Here is a 21094-nt window from a genome sequence, read left to right on the forward strand (position 1 = left end):
AAGGGGGATGTGCTGGTTAATATGAAACATAAACTAAAAATGATGAAAATGTGTGGGCTCGGTGCCGCTGTAATGCTGTCACTTTATACCACCTCGGTTTGGGCTTTCACTATCGATGATGTCGCAAAACAAGCGAAAACATTAGCGGGCAAAAGCTACGAAGCACCGAAAAGCAATCTGCCTTCGCTCTTCCGCGACATGAAGTATGCGGACTATCAGCAGATCCAGTTCAATCACGATAAAGCCTACTGGAGCAAGTTAAAGACCCAATTTAAGCTTGAATTTTATCATCAGGGTATGTACTTCGACACCCCTGTTGCTATCAACGAAGTGACAGCAACTGCAGTTCATAAGATCAAGTACAACCCGGATTTCTTTAATTTCGGTGATGTAAAACACGATAAAGACACCGTAAAAGATCTTGGTTTTGCCGGGTTCAAAGTGCTCTATCCGATCAATAGCAAAGATAAAAATGACGAAATTGTCAGCATGCTCGGGGCGAGTTATTTCCGTGTAATTGGCTCAGGTCAGGTTTATGGCCTGTCTGCTCGTGGTTTGGCTATCGATACTGCTTTGCCTTCTGGCGAAGAATTCCCGCGATTCCGTGAATACTGGATTGAGCGCCCGAAAGCGACCGACAAAACGTTAACCATTTATGCGTTGCTCGATTCCCCGCGTGCAACAGGTGCGTACCGCTTTGTTATTACCCCTGGACGAGACACCGTAGTCAACGTGCAGTCAAAAGTTTATCTGCGCGATAAAGTAGGTAAATTGGGTGTCGCACCGCTGACCAGTATGTTCCTGTTTGGGCCAAATCAGCCGTCACCAAGCACCAATTTCCGTCCTGAATTGCATGACTCCAACGGTCTGTCTATCCACGCCGGTAACGGTGAGTGGATCTGGCGTCCGTTGAACAACCCGAAACATCTGGCTGTGAGCTCGTTCGCTACAGAAAATCCGGTTGGCTTTGGTTTGCTGCAACGCGGCCGTCAGTTCTCTCGTTTTGAAGACCTTGACGATCGCTACGATCAGCGCCCAAGTGCCTGGATTGCGCCGCAAGGTGATTGGGGTAAAGGTCGCGTCGAGCTGGTTGAAATCCCAACTAACGACGAAACTAACGACAACATCGTTGCTTACTGGACTCCGGATCAGTTGCCGGAACCGGGCAAAGAGATGAACTTCAAGTACACCATTACCTTCAGCCGCGATGAAGACAAAATGCATGCGCCAGATAACGCGTATGTTGCGCAGACTCGCCGCTCAACTGGCGATGTGAAGCAGTCGAACTTGATTCGCCAGCCTGATGGCACGATTGCGTTTGTGTTGGATTATGTCGGCGCGGATATGAAAAAACTGCCGCAAGATACGCCGATTACTGCACAAACCAGCATTGGCGATAATGGTGAAATCGTTGACAGCCAGGTACGTTATAACCCGGTCACTAAAGGCTGGCGTTTGACTGTACGTCTGAAAGTCAAAGATGAGAAGAAACCGACTGAAATGCGTGCAGCGCTGGTCAATGGTGATCAAACGTTGAGTGAAACCTGGAGCTACCAGCTACCTGCCAATGAATAAGTTTACTGATACTGCGTCTGAGTATATTGATGCACTTCCGCTTTCTGCCCAGCAGAAGGCGGCTCTTCCTGCATCGGATCTGCAAGCGGTGCATGAGGCGCTCGGCGCGCAAGAGCAGCACTATGACAGAGCCGATGATTCCCCTTTAGCCTCGGTAAAGGCCCGGCTCGAAGCGAGTTGGCCTGGATCGTTGGGTGGTGAACAGTTAATTAAGGACGAAGAAGGGCGCACCCAGTTGCAGGCGATGCCAAAAGCAACGCGTGCTTCTATGTTCCCGGACCCATGGCGCACCAACCCAATTGGTCGTTTCTGGGACCGTCTGCGCGGGCGCGAAGTTAATCCTCGCTACATGTCGAAAGAAGAGGCCGAGGCTGAGCAGAAATGGCGTACCGTCGGGACTATCCGACGTTACATTCTGCTGCTGTTGACCATATCTCAGACTGTCGTTGCGACCTGGTACATGAAGACCATTCTTCCTTACCAGGGTTGGGCACTGATCAATCCTTCCGACATGTTCGGCCAGGATCTTTGGGTGTCTTTCATGCAGCTGCTGCCGTATGTGCTGCAAACCGGCATTCTTATCCTGTTTGCGATTTTGTTCTGTTGGGTATCGGCTGGCTTCTGGACCGCGCTGATGGGTTTCCTTCAGCTACTGATGGGCAAGGATAAATACAGTATCTCTGCTTCAACAGTTGGTGATGAACCAATCGACCCGGCAAATCGCACCGCACTTATAATGCCTATCTGTAACGAAGACGTAGACCGTGTATTTGCTGGTCTGCGTGCGACGTGGGAATCGGTAAAAGCGACTGGTCAACAGCAGCACTTCGATGTTTACATCCTGAGCGACAGCTACAACCCGGATATCTGTGTTGCTGAGCAAAAAGCGTGGATGGAGCTGATTAACGAAGTGCAGGGCGAAGGGCAGATTTTCTATCGTCGTCGCCGTCGTCGTGTGAAGCGTAAAAGTGGCAACATCGATGACTTCTGTCGTCGTTGGGGTAATCAATACAGCTACATGGTGGTGTTGGATGCCGACTCAGTCATGAGCGGTGATTGCCTGACTAACCTGGTGCGTTTGATGAATGCCAACCCGAATGCGGGCATTATTCAGTCGTCACCAAAAGCGTCTGGCATGGACACCCTGTATGCACGTTGCCAACAGTTTGCGACTCGTGTCTACGGTCCACTGTTTACTGCGGGGCTGCACTTCTGGCAACTGGGCGAATCCCACTATTGGGGCCATAATGCGATTATCCGCGTTAAGCCGTTCATCGAGCACTGTGCGTTAGCACCGTTGCCAGGTGAAGGGTCATTCGCGGGTTCAATCCTTTCTCATGACTTCGTGGAAGCAGCATTGATGCGCCGTGCGGGTTGGGGGGTGTGGATTGCCTATGACTTGCCGGGTTCATATGAAGAATTGCCACCGAACTTGCTGGATGAACTCAAGCGTGACCGCCGTTGGTGTCACGGTAACTTGATGAACTTCCGTTTGTTCCTGGTGAAAGGCATGCACCCGGTTCACCGTGCAGTGTTCCTGACGGGCGTAATGTCTTATCTGTCTGCGCCGTTGTGGTTTATGTTCCTTGCGTTATCCACTGCATTGCAGGTGGTACATGCATTGACGGAACCGCAATACTTCCTGCAACCACGCCAGCTATTCCCGGTGTGGCCGCAGTGGCGTCCTGAGCTGGCCATTGCGCTGTTCGCCTCCACCATGGTGTTGCTGTTCCTGCCTAAGTTGCTGAGCATCATCCTGATTTGGTGCAAAGGCTCGAAAGAGTTCGGTGGCTTCTTGCGCGTGACGCTCTCACTGCTGCTGGAAGTGCTGTTCTCTGTGCTGTTGGCTCCGGTGCGTATGCTGTTCCACACCGTGTTTGTGGTCAGCGCCTTCCTCGGCTGGGAAGTGGTGTGGAACTCACCGCAGCGTGATGACGACTCCACCCCTTGGGGCGAGGCGTTTATGCGCCACGGTTCTCAGCTTCTGCTGGGTCTGGTTTGGGCAGTTGGCATGGCGTGGCTGGATTTACGCTTCTTGTTCTGGCTTGCGCCAATCGTATTCTCGCTGATTCTGTCACCGTTTGTTTCGGTGATCTCAAGTCGCGCGACCATCGGTTTGCGTACTAAGCGTTGGAAGTTGTTCCTGATCCCGGAAGAGTACTCTCCTCCGCAGGTGTTGGTCGACACCGACAATTACCTGAAGTTGAACCGCAGCCGTACGCTGGATGATGGCTTTATGCACGCGGTGTTTAACCCATCGTTTAACGCCCTGGCAACAGCAATGGCTACTGCGCGTCACCGTGCAAGCCAGGTGCTGGAAATTGCTCGTGATCGCCACGTTGAACAGGCTCTTAATGAGACGCCTGAGAAACTTAATCGTGACCGTCGTCTGGTGCTGTTAAGTGACCCGGTGACGATGTCTCGTTTGCACTACCGTGTGTGGTCTAACCCGGAGCGTTATTCTTCCTGGGTCGATAACTACAAAACGGTTAGTCTGAACCCTGAGGCATTACCGTCTAAATAAAGCGCGGACTGCATAATAAAATGCCGGCCTTCGGGTTGGCATTTTTTTTGAGCTCAAGCGGCAGGAGAGTAAATTGCTAAGAATGATTGTGGTGGTAATGGTCGCGTGTGTGCTAAGTGGCTGCGGGAGTATCATCAGCCGTGCAGTGCCGGGGCAGGGGCATGGAAATCAGTATTACCCCGGCGTGCAATGGGATGTGCGGGACAGCGCCTGGCGCTATATTACGGTGCTCGATTTACCGTTCTCGCTCGTCTTCGATACGCTGTTGCTGCCAATTGACGCAAGCCACGGTCCTTATGAATAAGTGTTACCGTTCATCCCATTCATCAGATGAAGCTTGCCCTTCTTCGGTATCCAGCGGCGGCTCAAGCTGAAACTCGCCTTCATCCCATTCGTGCAGCGTATTTTCTTCAATCCATTCCTGACGTAACTCGATTTCATCGTAGTCACCATCGAACACGCTTTGCGCCGCTTCACCACTGACCATCGGCAAACACTCACCATCTTCGCTATCCGTGGCGAAGAACTCGGCTTGCCACATAATGTCGCCATCCTGAAGAATGTACTTCTGAATATTCAGTTGCTGAACACTGGCACTTTCTTCATCAATTTCTGGATTCTCTACAAGGAAAAGCTCGCGTGCAGCATCAATGGCTTCTTCCAGCGTCGCGTACAGACTCATAGTAATCTCCTTTTGATACAGGTCAGGGAGCACGCGCTCCGGTGCAATTTCAAGTTAATTGTTGACGCTGTTTGCAAAGTTGCAAGTATGAGATTTAATCCTCGTCATAATTCAAGTTGTCTCTTTGTTGGCTGCACTCACTCGCCCAAATCACTTACTGATGTAAGCTCATTGGGGCTCGTTCTCTTGCCGCCTCGATACAATTTGAATTATTTAGAGGATTACAGAGTTACTCTTCCAAAGTACGGGCGCGATCGGTTGGGTGACGCAGGCTTATCCATGAGTAAAGCGCGTTGAAAAGTACCACACAGGCGGTGACTAAGAAGACGGTACGGAAACCATAGCTGGCGGAAACAGCAGCACCCACTAACGGACCGGTGACATTGCCAATATCACGGAATGACTGGTTGTAGCTGAAGATACGCCCGGCAATTTGATTGCTGGAGTTATAGACAAGCAGTGTCTGAACCGCAGGTAGCAATGCGCCATCGGCAGCTCCCAGCAGAAAACGTAATACTCCCAATTGCCACGGTGTTTGTACCATCGACATAGGGATAAGCAACAGCACCGAGATAACCAGTGCGCAGATTAAAATCCGTTCAGGGCCGATTCTGTCGCCAAGCTTACCCAGACGTGGGGCGCTGAGCAGTGCGGCAACGCCAGGCACGGATGCAATCATGCCGCTGATAAATGCCAGGTTACTGACATTGCCCGCGAGCTCACGCACATAGAGCGTAAGAATGGGTGCAATTGAACCTGTTGCTACCTGAATGATCATGGTGGTGACAAACAGGCTAAGGACCAGGCGTGGGTTTTTCAATGAGGTTAATACCTGGCGTGCGTGCAGCATGTCTTTCTTGTGCACTGGGGTAAATTGCTCGCGAATGCAAAAAAACGTGAAGATAAAACAGATAAACAACACGGCAGCCGTGATGAAAAACACCGGGCGCAGGCCGTAAGTATCTGCCAGAAAACCGCCAATCATCGGGCCAAGCAGTGCACCACTCACACCGCCGGTAGACAGTGTACCGAGCGCCCAACCGCTTTTATGACGTGGGACTTGTGTGGCAATCAGCGCGTTAGCATTGGGAACAAAACCACCCAGCAAACCTAGCAGAGCGCGGAGAGCTAAAAACTGCCAGATGTTGCTTGCAAAACCCATCAGCACCATCACGATGGACATTCCAAGAGCGGAACGCAGCAGCATTATCTTGCGGCCTTTACGGTCAGCAAGTCCTCCCCAAAAAGGTGATGCTATTGCTGAAAACAAGAAGGTAATGCTGAAAACAATTCCTGACCACATGTTTAACTGGCTGTGACCTGTCACACCAAGAGACTCTACATACAAGGGCAGGAAAGGCATTACCAGGCTAAATGCAACACCGGTAAGAAAACACCCAAGCCATGCAACGGTGAGATTTCGTTTCCAGTTAATGGTGCACTCGGGGAGAGTCATAACACTCCAGTTCAGAATGGGGGATACAGGCTAATGAAATTATTACCTTGCTAATTATGCTCCTGTTAAAGGGGGAGTAGCAACGTTTGTGAAACACAATTTTAAAATGATAAAAGGTGGCTGAATACCACCCTTAAATTTGCTGAAGAAAGGATTAATAGCGTGAAGGAACGCCTTCAGGGCGAGTTTTAAAGCGACGATGCAGCCACATGTATTGCTCTGGCGCCATCATAATGCATTGCTCAATGATTTTGTTCATCCAGATTGCGGTGCCTTCTGGTGTTTCCAGCGGTGGTGAAAATTCTGCAGGCAGAATAATCAGCTCGTATCCTTTGCCGTCTGGTTTCCTGCGTGGCACCATCGGGACAATGGCAGCACCCGACATCCGCGCCAGAGTATAAGTTCCGCAGGTAGTAGCAGCCTCGTCAACGCCAAAGAACGGCACAAAAACGCTGCCACTTGGGCCGTAGTCATGATCGGGTGCGTACCATAGTATTTCGCCCTTTTTGAGGGCGCGAATCATGCCTTTAAGGTCTTTACGATCGATCATACTTTTGTTCGAACGCATACGGCCCCAGGTTTGCAGCCAGTCGATCAGGGCGTTGTCATTCGGGCGGTAAACACCGATACCTGGCGTATTCATGCCAAACATACGTGCGCCTAACTCAAGGGTCAGAAAGTGGATACCAATAAGCAGCACGCCGCGTTTTGCTTTCTGCACCGCATGGATTTGTTCAACTCCCGTTACATCACACCAACGCCTGATACGCCATTCCGGCCAGAACCAGGCAATACCCGTTTCCATCAGACCTAAGCCTACAGATTCAAAGTTTTTTACCAGGTAATATTCGCGTTCAGAAGCTGTTTTGTTTGGGAAGGCGAGTTCAAGATTGCGGCGTGTAATTCTGACGCGGCGTTTCATAAACCGCATAGCTAATTGGCCAAGACCGAGCCCAAGCCGATAGATAACCGGGTAAGGTAGTAGGGTAATTAAATAGAGTATGCCAATACCAAACCAGATTCCCCAATAGCGGGGATGGAGTAATGCGCGCGAGAATTGCGGTAAGTTCGTCATGTAAAACCTATAGTGACGGCAAATGCCGGATCTTCTTGAGTCAGACTATTGTGACATTATTTATTCGTGTGCCAAAGTTAACAGCGGCAGAGTGTCTGATAACCCAACAGTTGTTGTTCTCTAAGCGGAAAGATTAGGGAAATGTAGCGCAAAATGCAGGGATGTAAATTAACGTTAATTGCTTTATGATGCAGCCCACTTTTTTCCATCTACGAAATTCGGGCGAACACCATGCCAGTGTTACATAACCGCATATCGAATGATGAACTGCGTGAGCGCATGTTGGCTGAAGCCGAGCCGCGCACCACCATCTCATTCTATAAGTATTTCACCATCGAAGAACCTCAAGCTACACGTGATGCGCTGTATCAGGCTTTTATTGCGCTGAACGTATTTGGCCGCGTCTATCTTGCCCATGAGGGTATCAACGCGCAGATAAGCGTTCCGCAGAGCCGAGTCGATGCGTTCCGCGAAGCGCTTTTTGGGTTCCATCCTGCACTGAACGGTGTGCGTTTGAATATTGCACTTGAGGACGATGGTAAATCGTTTTGGGTGTTACGCATGAAAGTTCGCGACCGCATCGTTGCAGATGGGATTGACGATGCGTCATTCGATGCCAGCAACGTCGGGTCTTATCTCAAGGCGGCAGATGTCAACGCGATGCTTGATGACCCTGAAGCCGTGTTTATCGACATGCGCAACCATTACGAGTACGAAGTGGGCCATTTTCACAATGCCATGGAGATCCCAGCAGATACTTTCCGTGAACAGCTGCCAAAAGCGGTAGACATGTTGCAGGATGACAAAGACAAGAAGATTGTCATGTATTGCACCGGTGGAATTCGTTGTGAAAAAGCCAGTGCCTGGATGCTGCACAACGGTTTTAAGAACGTTTACCATATTGAAGGCGGAATCATTGAGTACGCCAGACGTGCGCGTGAACAAGGTATTCCTGTGCGTTTTGTCGGTAAAAACTTTGTTTTTGACGAACGTATGGGCGAGCGGATTTCCGATGAAGTGATTGCCCATTGCCATCAGTGTGGCACCTCTTGCGACAATCATACCAACTGCAAAAATGATGGCTGCCATCTGCTGTTTATTCAGTGCCCAAGCTGTGCTGAGAAGTTCGCTGGTTGTTGTAGTGAGATTTGCCGCGAGGAATTGGCACTGTCGCCAGAAGAGCAGCGTCGTCGCCGTGCAGGCCGAGAGAATGGTAATAAGATTTTCAACAAATCGCGTGGTGCGTTGAATACCACATTACGCATCCCCGACCCTGAGTAACGCTAAATGGGTGGATAAAATCATATCCACCCGATTTATTTCAGTGCCACCACAAGTAAATCACATCAATCAAAATCAGCAACGCTGAGAGCACCAGATACAGCATCAAGTGCTCGCGTACGTTATGAATCAAATAGTCAAAAATGCGGCGCATAACAGGCTCATTTAAAGCGTGAAAGTGAGAATGGCGCAAGGTCAAAGGTCGACTCTTTACCCAATGCAAACTGACAGGCTATTTCCCCAAGTACCGAAGCGAATTTAAACCCATGCCCGCTCAGTCCAGTAATCACCAGTGTATTGTCATGGCCAGGTAGAGTATCAATGATAAAATCTTCGTCTGGCGACATATCGTAGGTGCAGGCGGCACCATGCATGCAGACGCCAACACCCGGCATTATCTGGCGCAAGAAGCTGAACACCTCACTACCGTCACTTGCGATAGCACCGAATGGTTTACGTTGCTGGGGTTCGCTGATGACCTGCCCACCATTATGTTTACCCAGTTTCAGCTCGTTATCCTCGCCTGCGGGGAAACCATAATATTGGCTGCCATCGGGTAATTCGGCAGTGAAGGCTGGGAAATGGTTATTTTCGCTGTAACGCCCATCAGCCTGATGCCAGCTAAAGATTTTGCGCACCGGAGTGACCGGCAGTTCGGGTAACAATTTGGTTACCCAGGTTCCGGCACTGACCAACAGCTTATCTGCAGTGAATTCACCTTCCGAGGTTGTAACGCTTACGCCGTCTGCGGTATGGCGAATATCAGTCACTGGACAATTAAACAGCTGGGCACAACCGCCCTGGTTGGCCAGACGAATGTAAGTGGCTACTGCCAGTTCGCTGCGTAACACGCCAGAATCTGGCTCAAAGAGGCCAAGATAGTTTGCTGGAACGGTAAGTTGCGGCCAACGCATCATTACTTCGTCAGCCGTGAGCGTTTCAAGTGGTAATGACCAGGATTGCGCACTGCTTTGTACCGTGGAGATAAAAGCTGAGTCTGCAGGGCCCAGGTTAATCACGCCGGTGCGATGAAATACTTTCTCACCGCTGATTTCTTGCAATGCGTCCCACAGTTTCTGAGCGCGTAACACCAACGGGACATACTTTTCCCCTTCACCATAAGCATGACGCATCAGGCGTGTATCACCGTGATGACTGCCTTGCTGATGAGGAGGGTGGCAACTGTCTATCATTAGCACATTTAAACCGGAATGAGTGGCATAGCACCCGGCTGCTGCACCGACAGAACCGCTACCGACGATGATTAGGTCATAATGCATAGGGCTTTTCTCTGTGACAGAAATTGCTTAGTAGGGTAATTAATTTTTGACTAGCTGACAAATAAGTGAAACCTGAATAATAAAAAAGGCACCTCTGCGGTGCCTTGCGTTATTTGGGCAGCATCGTCAATCAATGCTTACGATAATCGTTTACCTGGTAATCACTAGATTCAATCTTTGCAATGCCGGCTTCTAAAATAGAAATAAATTGCCGGGCGACATCCGTGGTCAGCCATAAAGTTTGACCAATTTCAGTTTCGTCGTGCTTTTGCGTATTTGAGGTCAGGTAGTGCAGGCGAAGCATCAGCGCGTCATAGCTATCTACGGTGCTGATGTCCCATCCAATAAGGGGATGGGTCTGGATAACATCACTATTTTTTTCCATCATAACCCCTTTTGTACGTGTGTTTAAGACAACGGTTCGCGAGGTTTAATGCTTGTTTAATGTGAAGCCAGTTAAGTATATCAATGATTAAGCTATTTCGAGGAAGAAATAAATACCCTGCAACACTTTTTTTACAATAAAGCGTTTTGTAGTGCAATAAACCGGCAGAATATTTCTCATTGAATCGGCGGAATCCGAGTAATAAAGAGGAAAGTGGAATTATTTGCGGGGTTAGTTTTAAACAATTAAAAAAACCGGATGGCGACACCCGGTATAAAATAGTAACGAGGGAATTTATTTATACCCGTCATACTTCAAGCTATGGGGTGTTGGCTACACTCGCAAACCTGAGCAAGCTCCCTTGCCGTCTACCCACAACTCGAATTATTTAGGGTATATCAAGGATAAATAGTGGCTCAAAGCTGACCACCTTCCATGATGTGTTTTAATCCGCAGCAAACCAGTCGTCAGCGCTTTCCCAGGTCTCTTGCAATATTTCGCTAATGCGATCGCGATCTTCTTTGTTAGCTCCTAAAACCGACAGGTTATTAGCAGCGGCATAACGCACCTGAACGTGATTTTCATTTTCAGGATAATGTTGAGTAATGCGACGTGAGAGTTCATTGGCAAGCGCATCAATAGCGCCTGGCGGCAGAGATGTAGTTTTGGCAATAGTAACTTCAATACGCATAACAGCCCCCTGTATAATATACTGGATATTTATACAGTCATATTATTAACTATGCAACAAGGGGCGTTAAAAATTATGCTTTTACAGACCAACTCACTTGCTCACCGGCCAGGAATGGCACGATGCTGTCATCGCTGGTTGCGATAGTCTCTGGCATTGTGACCTGCGTGCGTACCAGCTCAATGGTTTCTTCGTTGACTGGCAAACCATAGAAGCGTGGGCCGTTGAGTGAGGAGAACGCTTCAAAGTGCTGCATCGCATTCATCTCTTCAAACACTGTCGCATAAGCACCCAAAGCTGAAGGGGCGTTAAAACAACCTGCACAACCGCAGCTGGTTTCTTTGCGGTTGCGCGCATGAGGCGCGGAGTCTGTACCGAGGAATACACGGTCACATCCGCTGGCAACCAGCTCGCGTAACGCTTCCTGATGAATGCTGCGTTTTAATATTGGCAGACAATACAGGTGAGGGCGAACACCACCAACCAGCATATGATTACGGTTGAACATCAGGTGTTGCGGGGTAATGGTTGAGCCCAAAAGGGAGTTTCCTTCCTTCACATATTGTGCAGCGTCTTTAGTTGTGATGTGTTCAAACACCACTTTCAGTTCTGGCAACTGGCAGCGCAGTGGCTCCAGAACGGTTTCGATAAAGCGTGCTTCACGGTCAAAGATATCAATGTCGGCGTGAGTCACTTCACCATGGATAAGCAGTGGCATGCCGATTTTTTGCATGCGCTCGAGCACCGGTAAGATTGCAGCGGTGCTGGTTACGCCATGGCTTGAGTTGGTTGTCGCATTAGCCGGATACAGTTTTGCAGCCGTAAACACACCTTCGTTAAACCCGCGCTCAACTTCGTTCGGGTCTAAAGAATCGGTCAGATAGCAGGTCATCAAAGGCTCAAAATTATGCCCCTGTGGTACGGCGTCGAGAATCCGTTGGCGATAAGCAATGGCAGCTTCAACCGTTGTTACAGGCGGTGCCAGGTTGGGCATCACAATCGCGCGACCATAAATTTCGCTGGTATAAGGCACCACCGTTTTTAACATCTCACCATCACGAAGGTGAACATGCCAGTCATCTGGGCGGCGAATTTTTAATACCTGAGGTAATACGGTCATGAAAGTGCTCCGGCGTAGGAAGGAAATAACGATGATTTATGCCGGACACAAAGGATATGTGCAAACGTTTTTCTTTGCACCATTTTCGTTGAAATTTTCTTGGGGAGCACGATGTCTCCCCCGAAAAGGTTGTTTACTCAGTGAAAGGAATAACGATTTCGCCTGGTTTAATTTCAATCCCTTTGGCGTATTGTTTAGCCAATTTTTCACCTGTGCTGTTGTCTTCGCTCAACACATAAGCAGGCTGCTGGTTGAAGTAATTACGCAGCGATTGATTCAGGTAAGGAATAATGGTCTGGACTATCGTTTGCATTTTTTCAGGTTCAACGGTGGCATCCACCACTTCCATTTCTTGCAAATAGATAGCGCCTTGTTCTTTGTTAAAGGCCGGCTGGGCTTTGAGTTTCAGCTTGATGTTAGCTTTCTGATTGCCAAACAGGGACGACATATCCAAGCTTGCATCACCGGTTAGCGTGATTTTGTTCGGTTCTTCACGGCCAATTGCACTGGTCAAATTGGTTAACACGATATGGGCATCAGCAACACCTGGCAGGCCAATGTCCTTAGAGAAATTATTACGTTTATGCAGCGCCTGGTTAATTTCTTGTTCGCTTACTGTGTACTGCGTTAGCTGATTACAACCCACTACTAATCCGCTCAGCACCAACGCTACGGCTAACACTATCTTCTTCATGGAGTTCCTTAACAAGCTGCATAGATCCCAGATCCTGACATAAAGCATCATGATGTACCAGCGCAGGCCGTGCTACAGGAAAAAGCTGAATCGTTGAGTTTTATCTGTTGTTGCGGTTGGATGGTGGCGGGTGCGTCTGTCGCTTACCCGCCTTAAGAAAATCCTGATTGATCTTTAAATAGCGTGGGATGAGAGCAGGTTTATTTGCGTCTGTTTGGCCATGTTATCGCGATATGCCGTAACACGGCTTGGCCACTCAACCCCGGCAACCAGGGTTAGATTACGTAGTAAAGGGAACAGATGAATATCATCTTCCGATAGCTCACCGTTGACGGCATTCGGCTGCACGATAAGTTTGTCGAGTTTACGTAAATCATCACTGATTTTTTTGATAAGGCCCGGTGAATGTGCGAGGTGTTCTGCAAAAGAACCTATCATCGCTTCTTTTTTCTTTACGAAATAAGCTCGCGCTTCCGGTGTGGCGAACTCGTCAAAGTGCGCTTTCGCAAAGCGTGGGATTAGCAGATGTTGGACGTAAGTATTCACGTGGCGCAGCCAGTCGCTGATGGTGGCGTTAGTATTGCCCGTCAGCAGGGGATTGCCATCAAGTTTATCGACGTAGTGCACGATATCCATAATTTCAGGCAGATAGCGGCTGTCGTCTTTTTGCAGGATTGGCGCCATTTTTTTGCCAATCATTTTCGTCGGGGTGGCTTCATCGTCGCTTAGCAAGACGTTCAGCTCAATGGGGATATTCTTTAAGCCAAAAATCATGCGTGCTTTAAGGCAGAAAGGACAGTGATCGTAGATATAAAGCTTCACGTTACTCCTCCATATTGATTAGCGGATAGTATCCGTTAACTTTTGAGTATGGAGGAGAAGTGTGAGTCCCGCAAACTAGTTGCCAGGTTCGAGCATCGAAGGTTCCACCGGTTTTGGGCTGAATTGCCACCACAATGCAATCAGGGTTATCACGCCAATAATCCCTAGCATTACCCAAGGAAGTTCCGGTTGGTTGATACTTTTTCCGGCATCAAACAGCCAACCGCCACCGGCGTAACCCAACGCCCCACCAATTGCCAAACCCAGACGGCTGAAGCCCATATAACTGCCGCGTGCGCGGGAATCGGCAAGCGAAGCCCCCAGGGTTTCGCGGGCCGGTTCGGCAATAATTGAACCAATGTAAAACACGCAAATCAGGGTTAACAGCTGTTGAAGGTTGCTGCTAAAGCCAATAGGTATCATTGCCAGTGTCATCAAAAACAAACCGGCCATTAAGCGCTGCTCAAGGCGGAAACGTTTTTCACTCCAGCGGGCAATCGGGTACAGCAGTGTTAATGAAAGCGCTGCTTCAATGGCGTACATCCATTTAACGGCGGCAGGTGTACCAGCAATTTCGTTGACCATAATCGGTAGCATTAGCATGACTTGCACAGCAAGCATGTAATACCCGGCAAGCGTCAGCACGTAAGTGACGAAACGTTTGTCACGCAGCACGCGCCCCATCCCTTCGCGCATTGGTGTACGGATGGTAGACAGCTTATAAGCTGGCAACAGCCAGGCATTAACGATGGCGCAAATCACAAACATCAGTGCACCAACGCCGCATACCAAACGAAAATCATATTGCAGCAACCAACTGCCGAGGAGTGCGCCGATTACGGCACCTGCGCTGTCTTGCATCATCAATATTGAGAAGAATCGACCGCGTTGATGCGGTCGCACCAGTTTCACCACTAGCGCGGATCGAGGTGGGTCAAATAGCGTACCACCGATGCCGGAGATAAAGCAGGAGAGCCACAATACCCAAGGTTCATGGGCTATTCCCATGAGTGCGAAGCCCACCGCGCGTAACAGCATACCGGTGACAATCATCGGTTTTGCGCCCAGGCGGTCGGCAATTGCCCCGCCAAAAATCCCCAACCCTTGTTGTGTCAGTTGCCGCAGGCCGAGCGCAATACCGACCATTAACGCAGCCCAACCCATTTGGTCGACAAAGCGTATGGAAATAAGAGGGAAAACCACGAAGAAACCTAATACAACTAGCATGTTATCGAGCAGTAAGAAGTATTTACCCAGGCTCCTGGCCTGCGCTACCCGTGACATCTCCCCTCCAGAGAACTTTAAAAGTGTGACAACGCACTATTCTCCACTGCTCTGAGCGTTTATGACAGGGAGGCTTGCGACAATATTTTTTTATCAATCTGATGCTTTGATTGAACTCATTAATCGAAAAAAATATGGCGTGATGAAAAATCTGCAGGTTGTTGTTTTCCTTCCACCGCCAGCCACAGGTATAGTAATTAAATTGCCTAAGAAAAATGTGGGATGTGAGGAGTAGGGTGAACATGTTTGGCTACCGCAGTAACGTGCCGAAAGTACGCTTAGTAACGGACCGCCTGGTTGTGCGTCTGGTCTATGAGCGCGATGCCTGGCGTCTGGCAGATTACTACGCCGAAAACCGCCAGTTCCTGAAACCCTGGGAACCGATTCGTGATGACAGCCATTGCTACCCTTCCGGGTGGCAGGCGCGGCTGGGCATGATCAGTGAAATGCATAAAACCGGCAGTGCTTATTACTTTGCGCTGCTTGATCCAGAAGAAAAAGAGATTTACGGCGTGGCTAACTTTTCAAACGTGGTTCGCGGTTCATTCCATGCTTGCTATCTCGGCTACTCACTTGGCGAAAAATGGCAGGGGCAGGGTTTGATGTTTGAAGCGCTGACTACGGCTATTCGTTACATGCAGCGCAGCCAGCATATCCATCGCATCATGGCGAACTATATGCCGCATAACCAACGAAGCGGCGATCTTCTGGCGCGCCTCGGTTTTGAAAAAGAAGGCTATGCCAAAGAGTATTTACTGATTGATGGTGTGTGGCGCGATCATGTTCTGACCGTGCTGACTAATAAAGAATGGACCCTAGGGCGTTAAGGACGAGAGATGAAATATCAGTTAACTGCGGTTGAAGCGCGAGTGGTGGGTAGCCTGATGGAAAAACAGGTGACCACGCCCGAACAGTATCCAATGTCGGTCAACGGTGTGGTGACGGCAAGTAATCAGAAAACTAACCGCGAACCGGTTATGGACCTGAAAGAGCCTGACGTTCAGGACACCCTGGACACACTGGTTAAACGCCATTATTTACGCACCGTCAGCGGCTTTGGTAATCGCGTCACTAAGTACGAGCAGCGTTTTTGCAATTCTGAATTTGGCGATCTTAAGCTCTCGCCTGCCGAAGTCGCAGTAGTGACGGCACTGCTGCTGCGCGGTGCGCAAACGCCGGGGGAATTACGCACACGTGCGGGTAGAATGTTTGAGTTCAGCGACATGGCGCAGGTTGAAAATACCCTGGAAAATCTTGCCAATCGGGAAGATGGCCCGTTCGTGGTGCGTTTGCCGCGTGAGCCAGGTAAGCGTGAAAGCCGTTATATGCACCTTTTCAGTGGTGAAGTTGATGCTTCGCAACTGGCAGCCTCACAGAGTGCTGCGCAGCCTGCGGATGATTTAACTGCGCGCGTTGAACAGCTTGAAAATGAAGTTGCCGATCTTAAGCAACGCCTTGATTCACTGCTTGCTCATCTCGGGGATTAATTGATGACTAAACTTCGCGTCGGTGTTGTCGGCTTAGGTGGCATTGCACAAAAGGCATGGCTGCCGGTACTAACCGAGGCCCGCGATTGGACATTGCAGGGTGCTTTTTCCCCAACCCAGGCAAAGGCGCAGAAAGTTTGCGACGCTTACCGCATTCCCTACGTTTCTTCTATTTCCGAACTCGCAGCGCAGTGCGATGCGGTATTTGTCCATAGCGCAACCAGCAGCCATTACGCAGTCGTCAGTGAATTATTGCAGGCCGGTGTCAATGTCTGTGTGGATAAGCCGCTGGCAGAAAACCTCGCTGATGCAGAACGTCTGGTGGAAATGGCGCAGCGCCAAAAGCGCACGTTGATGGTCGGCTTTAACCGTCGTTTTTCTCCGTTATATCTTGATTTGAAAGACAAACTGGCGAGCGGTGCGTCCGTTCGGATGGATAAACACCGCGCCGACAGCGTTGGGCCAAACGATCTGCGTTTCACACTACTGGACGATTATCTGCACGTGGTGGATACCGCATTGTGGCTGGGTGGCAGTGAAGCACAATTGCAAAGCGGAACGTTGCTCACTAACGATCAAGGGCAAATGCTGTTTGCTGAACATCACTTTGTTAGTGGCAATCTGCAAATTACTACCAGCATGCATCGCCGTTCAGGTAGCCAGCGCGAGTGGGTGCAAGCGGTGACAGACGGCGGTTTGTACGATGTTACGGATATGCGCGAGTGGCGTGAGGAGTGCGGCAATGGCGTGGTCAATCGCCCAATACCTGGTTGGCAATCCATGCTCGAACAACGCGGTTTTACCGGCTGCGCTCGTCATTTCCTTGAAAGCGTTGCAAATCAGACTGTTCCTGAAACCTCGGGCGAGCAGGCCTTGATTGCGCAACGTGTAGTTGAAAAGCTATGGCGCGAAGCGATGAGCGAATAACCCAGTAACATCTGATAGTAGTATTTCGGCTGTGTATCGGTAGACTAAGCGTCGCTCGATAAATCATGCCATGTGGTGGATGTCGCTTACGCTAATCCACCCTACAACAACGGTTTTCGTAGGTCGGATTAACGCAGTGACATCCGGCATTAACGTGACCTCTAAGACGGTAGTGAAACTGCTGTTATTGCCAACGCCTGCCCAGCAGGCGTTGATGTTTGTGGAACCACATAATAAATGAATCTATTAAAATCGCTGGCAGCAGTCAGCTCGATGACGATGTTTTCCCGCGTGCTGGGATTTGCACGTGACGCCATTGTGGCAAGGGTTTTTGGGGCAGGGATGGCGACAGATGCCTTTTTTGTCGCATTCAAATTACCGAACTTATTGCGCCGTATTTTCGCCGAGGGTGCATTCTCGCAAGCGTTTGTCCCTATTCTTGCCGAGTACAAAAGTAAGCAGGGCGAAGATGCGACCCGTGTGTTTGTCTCATATGTTTCTGGGTTATTAACGCTGGCTCTGGCAGTTGTCACCGTCATTGGGATGATTGCGGCACCGTGGGTGATTTTGGTCACCGCTCCGGGTTTTGCCGATACCGCTGATAAATTTGCGCTGACCTCCAGTCTGCTGCGGATAACATTCCCGTATATCTTCCTGATTTCGCTGGCCTCGCTGTGTGGTGCGATTCTTAATACCTGGAATCGTTTCTCGGTGCCGGCATTTGCACCGACTTTCTTAAACCTCAGCATGATTGGTTTTGCGCTGTTTGCTGCACCACACTTTAACCCGCCGATTCTGGCGTTGGCCTGGGCGGTTACCGTTGGCGGTGTGTTGCAACTGGCGTATCAGTTACCTCATCTGAAAAAAATAGGCATGTTGGTTTTACCGCGCGTTAACCTGAAAGATGCAGGCTCGATGCGCGTGATCAAACAAATGGGGCCCGCCATTCTTGGTGTTTCTGTCAGCCAAATTTCACTTATTATCAACACCATTTTTGCTTCTTTCCTGGCTTCCGGTTCGGTTTCCTGGATGTACTACGCTGACCGTTTGATGGAGTTCCCATCCGGTGTGTTGGGTGTTGCATTGGGGACTATTTTGTTGCCATCGCTGGCGAAAAGTTTTTCCAGCGGTAACCACGACGAATATTCACGCCTGATGGACTGGGGCTTACGTTTATGTTTCCTGCTGGCGTTGCCGAGTGCGGTGGCGTTGGGCATTCTCGCTAAACCGCTGACGGTTTCCCTGTTCCAGTACGGCAAATTCACAGCTTTCGATGCGCTCATGACACAACGTGCGCTGGTGGCTTACTCCGTCGGGTTGATGGGATTAATTGTGGTGAAAGTGTTGGCCCCAGGATTCTATTCACGCCAGGACATCAAAACTCCAGTCAAAATCGCTATTGTGACGCTGATTTTGACCCAGGTAATGAACCTTGCGTTTATCGGCCCGCTAAAGCATGCAGGGCTGGCGCTGTCGATTGGCCTGGGGGCGTGTCTGAATGCCAGCCTGCTATACTGGCAGTTGCGTAAACAAGATATTTTCCAGCCACAAGCGGGTTGGGGCGCATTTCTCTGGCGTCTGTTTGCAGGCGTGATTGTGATGGCGGCGGTGCTGCTCGGCATGATGCACATTATGCCGGCATGGGATTTGGGCACTATGCCATACCGAATATTGCGTTTAATGGTGGTGGTAGTTGCAGGGATCGCAGCTTATTTCGCCACGTTAACGGTGCTAGGGTTCAGAGTGAAAGATTTCGCCCGCCGCACGCTGTAGTAAACGGGCATTCTGCATTAAACTACGCGCTGCAAAATTTGGCACATTGAAAGATTAATTAGGCGGTAATAGCGATGCACGGAACAATCACAACCTGGTTTGAAGATAAAGGTTTCGGTTTTATCAAAGATGAAAACGGTGACAATCGTTATTTTCATGTGATTAAGGTCGCCAACCCAGAACTGATTAAGAAAGATGCTTCGGTGACTTTCGAGCCAACGACGAACAACAAAGGCTTGTCTGCCTTTGCTGTAAAAGTCGAACCCGATAGTAAATATATCTTTATCGCAGGCGAGCGCATCAAAATCACGGCGATTAAGTCCTTCCTCGTTTACAGCGAAGAAGTGCCTGCTGAAACGAAGATTGATAAAGAAAATGCGGTGCTGTCGGTGGGGGCTTTGATGAACAGCATCCGCCCAAAAGCTGATCCAAAGCCTGGCGAAATGCGCACGCTGAAAAAATTGGCCATCACCACGTTCCAGGGATCGACGTTAATTTTCTCGGAAGATGAAATTGATGTTGAAGCCACAATGAAAGTGCTCAAGAGTCTTAAGTAAGCCAATTCGTAGTGCTCAATGTTGAGCACTACGAATCCCTTTCCAGTTAAGCCTGCGGTTTTTCAGCCTTTGGGTAGCCATTAAAAAAGAGATTCAAAATTACCGCACAAACCGTGGCCAGCATAATCCCACTGTGCAGCAAAGGCTGTAGTGCAGCCGGGAATTGTGAGAAGAAGCCATGAGAGAGAGTGGGCGTCATACCCATTCCTAAGCTGATGGCGACGATATACAGGTTATAACTATTGGTTGAGTAATTGGCACGCGCAAGAATTCGAATCCCTGTCGCGAGCACCATCCCAAACATCACCAGCCCCGCACCGCCTAAGACAAATTGCGGAATTGAAGCCACAAATACGGCCATTTTTGGCACCATGCCAAACAAGATCAAAATACAACCCGCCGCCACACACACCCAACGACTATGGATGCGCGTTATGCTCACCAGGCCGACGTTCTGGGAGAACGAAGTGTGGGGGAAGCTGTTAAATACACCACCGATAATCGTCCCTACACCATCTACCCGCAAACCCCGGATAATATCTTTTGCCGTTAATTTCTGGCCCACAATATCACCGAGCGCCAGAAACATCCCCATCGACTCAATAAACACAATAATCAGTACCGCGGTCAGTGTCAGGATGGCGATGGGATCGAACGTCGGAATACCCAGCGCCATGGGTTTCACAATAGCGAACCATTTCGCATCCGCCAGCCCGGACAAATTAACCTCGCCCATCATGTAAGCCAGCGCAAACCCAAACGCAATACCCAATAGCACTGCCACATTTGATAAAAATCCCTTGGCATAACGGGTGATCAGCAAGATAAACAACAAGACGGCAGAGGCGACGCAAATATAAACGGGATCACCGTAATTTGGGTTCCCAGCCCCGCCTGCTGCCCAGTCGATGCCGACCTGGATAATGCTTAGTCCAATCGAGGTAATAACGATCCCGGTTACCAGTGGGGGAAACAATGGCATTAACCTGCCAACCACAGGAGCCAGCAGGGTGGTTATCAACCCGGCGGCGATAGTCGCGCCAAAAATACCGGTCAGACCGACGTCAGGGTTGATACCAATAGCGACCATTGGGGTTACTGCTGCAAATGTCACCGACATAATAACCGGCAAGCGAATTCCCATAAATTTACCGATACCCAGACACTGAATCAGCGTGACAACGCCGCAACAGAATAAATCAGAGCTAATTAGCAAAGAGATGACTTCTTTGCTTAACCCTAAACGGTCGCCAATCATCAGAGGGACGGCTACGGCCCCGGCATACATCACCAGCACATGTTGAAGGCCCAGGATCAGTAATTGTCCGGGTGGCAGTATTCGATCCACTTCGTTTATTGCGGTAGTGGGTGCTATTCCAGAAGCACTATTTTCCATGACACTCTCCTTTGATGGCGGCGGTATTGGTAATCCTGCTTTTCCAAAAATACGAGCACAGGGAATGCATGCGTAACCGATGCCA

General features: G+C 49.6%; 20 protein-coding genes and 1 pseudogene. 9 read left to right on the forward strand and 12 right to left on the reverse strand.

Going from position 1 to position 21094, the window contains the following annotated elements:
- The first annotated feature begins 39 nt into the window (after positions 1-39).
- From mdoG to FH968_RS03300, 3 genes are all read left to right on the forward strand, one after another.
- Complete coding sequence (gene mdoG / locus FH968_RS03290) at positions 40-1575, forward strand: glucans biosynthesis protein MdoG (RefSeq protein ID WP_139878024.1); 1536 nt, start codon at positions 40-42, stop codon at positions 1573-1575.
- Positions 1568-4099 (forward strand): glucans biosynthesis glucosyltransferase MdoH, encoded by a 2532-nt coding sequence (gene mdoH / locus FH968_RS03295; RefSeq protein ID WP_139877364.1) that lies wholly within the window; start codon positions 1568-1570, stop codon positions 4097-4099. Before mdoG ends, mdoH begins: the two co-directional genes overlap by 8 nt.
- A gap of 82 nt (positions 4100-4181) precedes the next feature.
- Entirely contained in the window at positions 4182-4403 is a 222-nt protein-coding gene (locus FH968_RS03300; protein ID WP_139878025.1) for a YceK/YidQ family lipoprotein, read from the forward strand.
- Positions 4404-4406: 3 nt separating this feature from the next.
- On the opposite strand, the gene FH968_RS03305 is transcribed toward FH968_RS03300, so the two are convergent.
- The 3 genes from FH968_RS03305 to FH968_RS03315 form a co-directional block, all read right to left on the reverse strand.
- Positions 4407-4781 (reverse strand): MysB family protein, encoded by a 375-nt coding sequence (locus FH968_RS03305; RefSeq protein WP_139877367.1) that lies wholly within the window; start codon positions 4779-4781, stop codon positions 4407-4409.
- 229 nt (positions 4782-5010) lie between these two features.
- Positions 5011-6237, reverse strand: a complete 1227-nt coding sequence (mdtG, locus tag FH968_RS03310) for a multidrug efflux MFS transporter MdtG (RefSeq protein WP_139877369.1) — start codon at positions 6235-6237, stop codon at positions 5011-5013.
- 154 nt (positions 6238-6391) lie between these two features.
- The gene (locus tag FH968_RS03315) at positions 6392-7312 is read right to left on the reverse strand and encodes a Kdo(2)-lipid IV(A) acyltransferase (RefSeq protein ID WP_139877372.1); all 921 of its coding nucleotides are present in this window, start codon (positions 7310-7312) and stop codon (positions 6392-6394) included.
- A 231-nt stretch (positions 7313-7543) separates the two neighbouring features.
- Here FH968_RS03315 and FH968_RS03320 point away from each other — a divergent pair, with 231 nt between their 5' ends.
- Positions 7544-8593, forward strand: coding sequence for a rhodanese-related sulfurtransferase (locus tag FH968_RS03320; RefSeq protein ID WP_139877375.1), 1050 nt, complete (start codon positions 7544-7546; stop codon positions 8591-8593).
- 40 nt (positions 8594-8633) lie between these two features.
- On the opposite strand, the gene FH968_RS03325 is transcribed toward FH968_RS03320, so the two are convergent.
- From FH968_RS03325 to mdtH, 8 genes are all read right to left on the reverse strand, one after another.
- Complete coding sequence (locus FH968_RS03325; RefSeq protein WP_139877378.1) at positions 8634-8747, reverse strand: YceO family protein; 114 nt, start codon at positions 8745-8747, stop codon at positions 8634-8636.
- 7 nt (positions 8748-8754) lie between these two features.
- Positions 8755-9873, reverse strand: coding sequence for an N-methyl-L-tryptophan oxidase (gene solA, locus FH968_RS03330; protein ID WP_139877381.1), 1119 nt, complete (start codon positions 9871-9873; stop codon positions 8755-8757).
- 130 nt (positions 9874-10003) lie between these two features.
- Positions 10004-10258, reverse strand: coding sequence for a biofilm formation regulator BssS (bssS, locus tag FH968_RS03335; protein WP_034456211.1), 255 nt, complete (start codon positions 10256-10258; stop codon positions 10004-10006).
- Positions 10259-10703: 445 nt separating this feature from the next.
- Positions 10704-10949 carry a DNA damage-inducible protein I gene (gene dinI / locus FH968_RS03340; protein WP_139877383.1) on the reverse strand — a complete coding sequence of 82 codons (246 nt, stop codon included), beginning with the start codon at positions 10947-10949 and terminating at the stop codon, positions 10704-10706.
- Between the two features lie 73 nt (positions 10950-11022).
- On the reverse strand, positions 11023-12069 hold the full coding sequence (gene pyrC / locus FH968_RS03345) for a dihydroorotase (protein WP_139877385.1): 1047 nt from the start codon (positions 12067-12069) through the stop codon (positions 11023-11025).
- 133 nt (positions 12070-12202) lie between these two features.
- The gene (locus FH968_RS03350) at positions 12203-12763 is read right to left on the reverse strand and encodes a lipoprotein (protein WP_139877388.1); all 561 of its coding nucleotides are present in this window, start codon (positions 12761-12763) and stop codon (positions 12203-12205) included.
- A gap of 174 nt (positions 12764-12937) precedes the next feature.
- Positions 12938-13585, reverse strand: a complete 648-nt coding sequence (gene grxB, locus FH968_RS03355) for a glutaredoxin 2 (RefSeq protein ID WP_139877390.1) — start codon at positions 13583-13585, stop codon at positions 12938-12940.
- A 75-nt stretch (positions 13586-13660) separates the two neighbouring features.
- On the reverse strand, positions 13661-14869 hold the full coding sequence (mdtH, locus tag FH968_RS03360) for a multidrug efflux MFS transporter MdtH (protein WP_139877392.1): 1209 nt from the start codon (positions 14867-14869) through the stop codon (positions 13661-13663).
- Between the two features lie 242 nt (positions 14870-15111).
- Here mdtH and rimJ point away from each other — a divergent pair, with 242 nt between their 5' ends.
- From rimJ to FH968_RS03385, 5 genes are all read left to right on the forward strand, one after another.
- Positions 15112-15696 (forward strand): ribosomal protein S5-alanine N-acetyltransferase, encoded by a 585-nt coding sequence (gene rimJ, locus FH968_RS03365; protein WP_139877394.1) that lies wholly within the window; start codon positions 15112-15114, stop codon positions 15694-15696.
- 9 nt (positions 15697-15705) lie between these two features.
- Positions 15706-16356: a YceH family protein gene (locus FH968_RS03370; protein WP_139877396.1), complete on the forward strand. Its 651-nt coding sequence runs from the start codon at positions 15706-15708 to the stop codon at positions 16354-16356.
- A gap of 3 nt (positions 16357-16359) precedes the next feature.
- Positions 16360-17283: a Gfo/Idh/MocA family protein gene (locus tag FH968_RS03375; protein WP_139877398.1), complete on the forward strand. Its 924-nt coding sequence runs from the start codon at positions 16360-16362 to the stop codon at positions 17281-17283.
- 237 nt (positions 17284-17520) lie between these two features.
- The gene (murJ, locus tag FH968_RS03380; protein WP_139877401.1) at positions 17521-19056 is read left to right on the forward strand and encodes a murein biosynthesis integral membrane protein MurJ; all 1536 of its coding nucleotides are present in this window, start codon (positions 17521-17523) and stop codon (positions 19054-19056) included.
- A 68-nt stretch (positions 19057-19124) separates the two neighbouring features.
- Positions 19125-19613 carry a cold shock domain-containing protein gene (locus tag FH968_RS03385; protein WP_139877403.1) on the forward strand — a complete coding sequence of 163 codons (489 nt, stop codon included), beginning with the start codon at positions 19125-19127 and terminating at the stop codon, positions 19611-19613.
- 73 nt (positions 19614-19686) lie between these two features.
- On the opposite strand, the pseudogene FH968_RS03390 reads toward FH968_RS03385, so the two are convergent.
- Positions 19687-21009: pseudogene (locus tag FH968_RS03390) on the reverse strand (nucleobase:cation symporter-2 family protein); the annotation flags it as partial.
- Between the last annotated feature and the right edge of the window lie 85 nt (positions 21010-21094).

Origin of the sequence: Buttiauxella sp. B2, assembly GCF_006376615.1 — a bacterium.
In the GTDB taxonomy this organism is placed as follows: Bacteria; Pseudomonadota; Gammaproteobacteria; order Enterobacterales; family Enterobacteriaceae; genus Buttiauxella.

Excerpts from the sequence above, each read along its gene's own strand:
- mdoG (WP_139878024.1), top strand. The coding sequence starts at position 40 with ATGATGAAAATGTGTGGGCTCGGTGCCGCTGTAATGCTGTCACTTTAT.
- mdoH (WP_139877364.1), top strand. The coding sequence starts at position 1,568 with ATGAATAAGTTTACTGATACTGCGTCTGAGTATATTGATGCACTTCCG.
- FH968_RS03300 (WP_139878025.1), top strand. The coding sequence starts at position 4,182 with ATGATTGTGGTGGTAATGGTCGCGTGTGTGCTAAGTGGCTGCGGGAGT.
- FH968_RS03305 (WP_139877367.1), bottom strand. The coding sequence starts at position 4,781 with ATGAGTCTGTACGCGACGCTGGAAGAAGCCATTGATGCTGCACGCGAG.
- mdtG (WP_139877369.1), bottom strand. The coding sequence starts at position 6,237 with ATGACTCTCCCCGAGTGCACCATTAACTGGAAACGAAATCTCACCGTT.
- FH968_RS03315 (WP_139877372.1), bottom strand. The coding sequence starts at position 7,312 with ATGACGAACTTACCGCAATTCTCGCGCGCATTACTCCATCCCCGCTAT.
- FH968_RS03320 (WP_139877375.1), top strand. The coding sequence starts at position 7,544 with ATGCCAGTGTTACATAACCGCATATCGAATGATGAACTGCGTGAGCGC.
- FH968_RS03325 (WP_139877378.1), bottom strand. The coding sequence starts at position 8,747 with ATGCGCCGCATTTTTGACTATTTGATTCATAACGTACGCGAGCACTTG.
- solA (WP_139877381.1), bottom strand. The coding sequence starts at position 9,873 with ATGCATTATGACCTAATCATCGTCGGTAGCGGTTCTGTCGGTGCAGCA.
- bssS (WP_034456211.1), bottom strand. The coding sequence starts at position 10,258 with ATGGAAAAAAATAGTGATGTTATCCAGACCCATCCCCTTATTGGATGG.
- dinI (WP_139877383.1), bottom strand. The coding sequence starts at position 10,949 with ATGCGTATTGAAGTTACTATTGCCAAAACTACATCTCTGCCGCCAGGC.
- pyrC (WP_139877385.1), bottom strand. The coding sequence starts at position 12,069 with ATGACCGTATTACCTCAGGTATTAAAAATTCGCCGCCCAGATGACTGG.
- FH968_RS03350 (WP_139877388.1), bottom strand. The coding sequence starts at position 12,763 with ATGAAGAAGATAGTGTTAGCCGTAGCGTTGGTGCTGAGCGGATTAGTA.
- mdtH (WP_139877392.1), bottom strand. The coding sequence starts at position 14,869 with ATGTCACGGGTAGCGCAGGCCAGGAGCCTGGGTAAATACTTCTTACTG.
- rimJ (WP_139877394.1), top strand. The coding sequence starts at position 15,112 with ATGTTTGGCTACCGCAGTAACGTGCCGAAAGTACGCTTAGTAACGGAC.
- FH968_RS03370 (WP_139877396.1), top strand. The coding sequence starts at position 15,706 with ATGAAATATCAGTTAACTGCGGTTGAAGCGCGAGTGGTGGGTAGCCTG.
- FH968_RS03375 (WP_139877398.1), top strand. The coding sequence starts at position 16,360 with ATGACTAAACTTCGCGTCGGTGTTGTCGGCTTAGGTGGCATTGCACAA.
- murJ (WP_139877401.1), top strand. The coding sequence starts at position 17,521 with ATGAATCTATTAAAATCGCTGGCAGCAGTCAGCTCGATGACGATGTTT.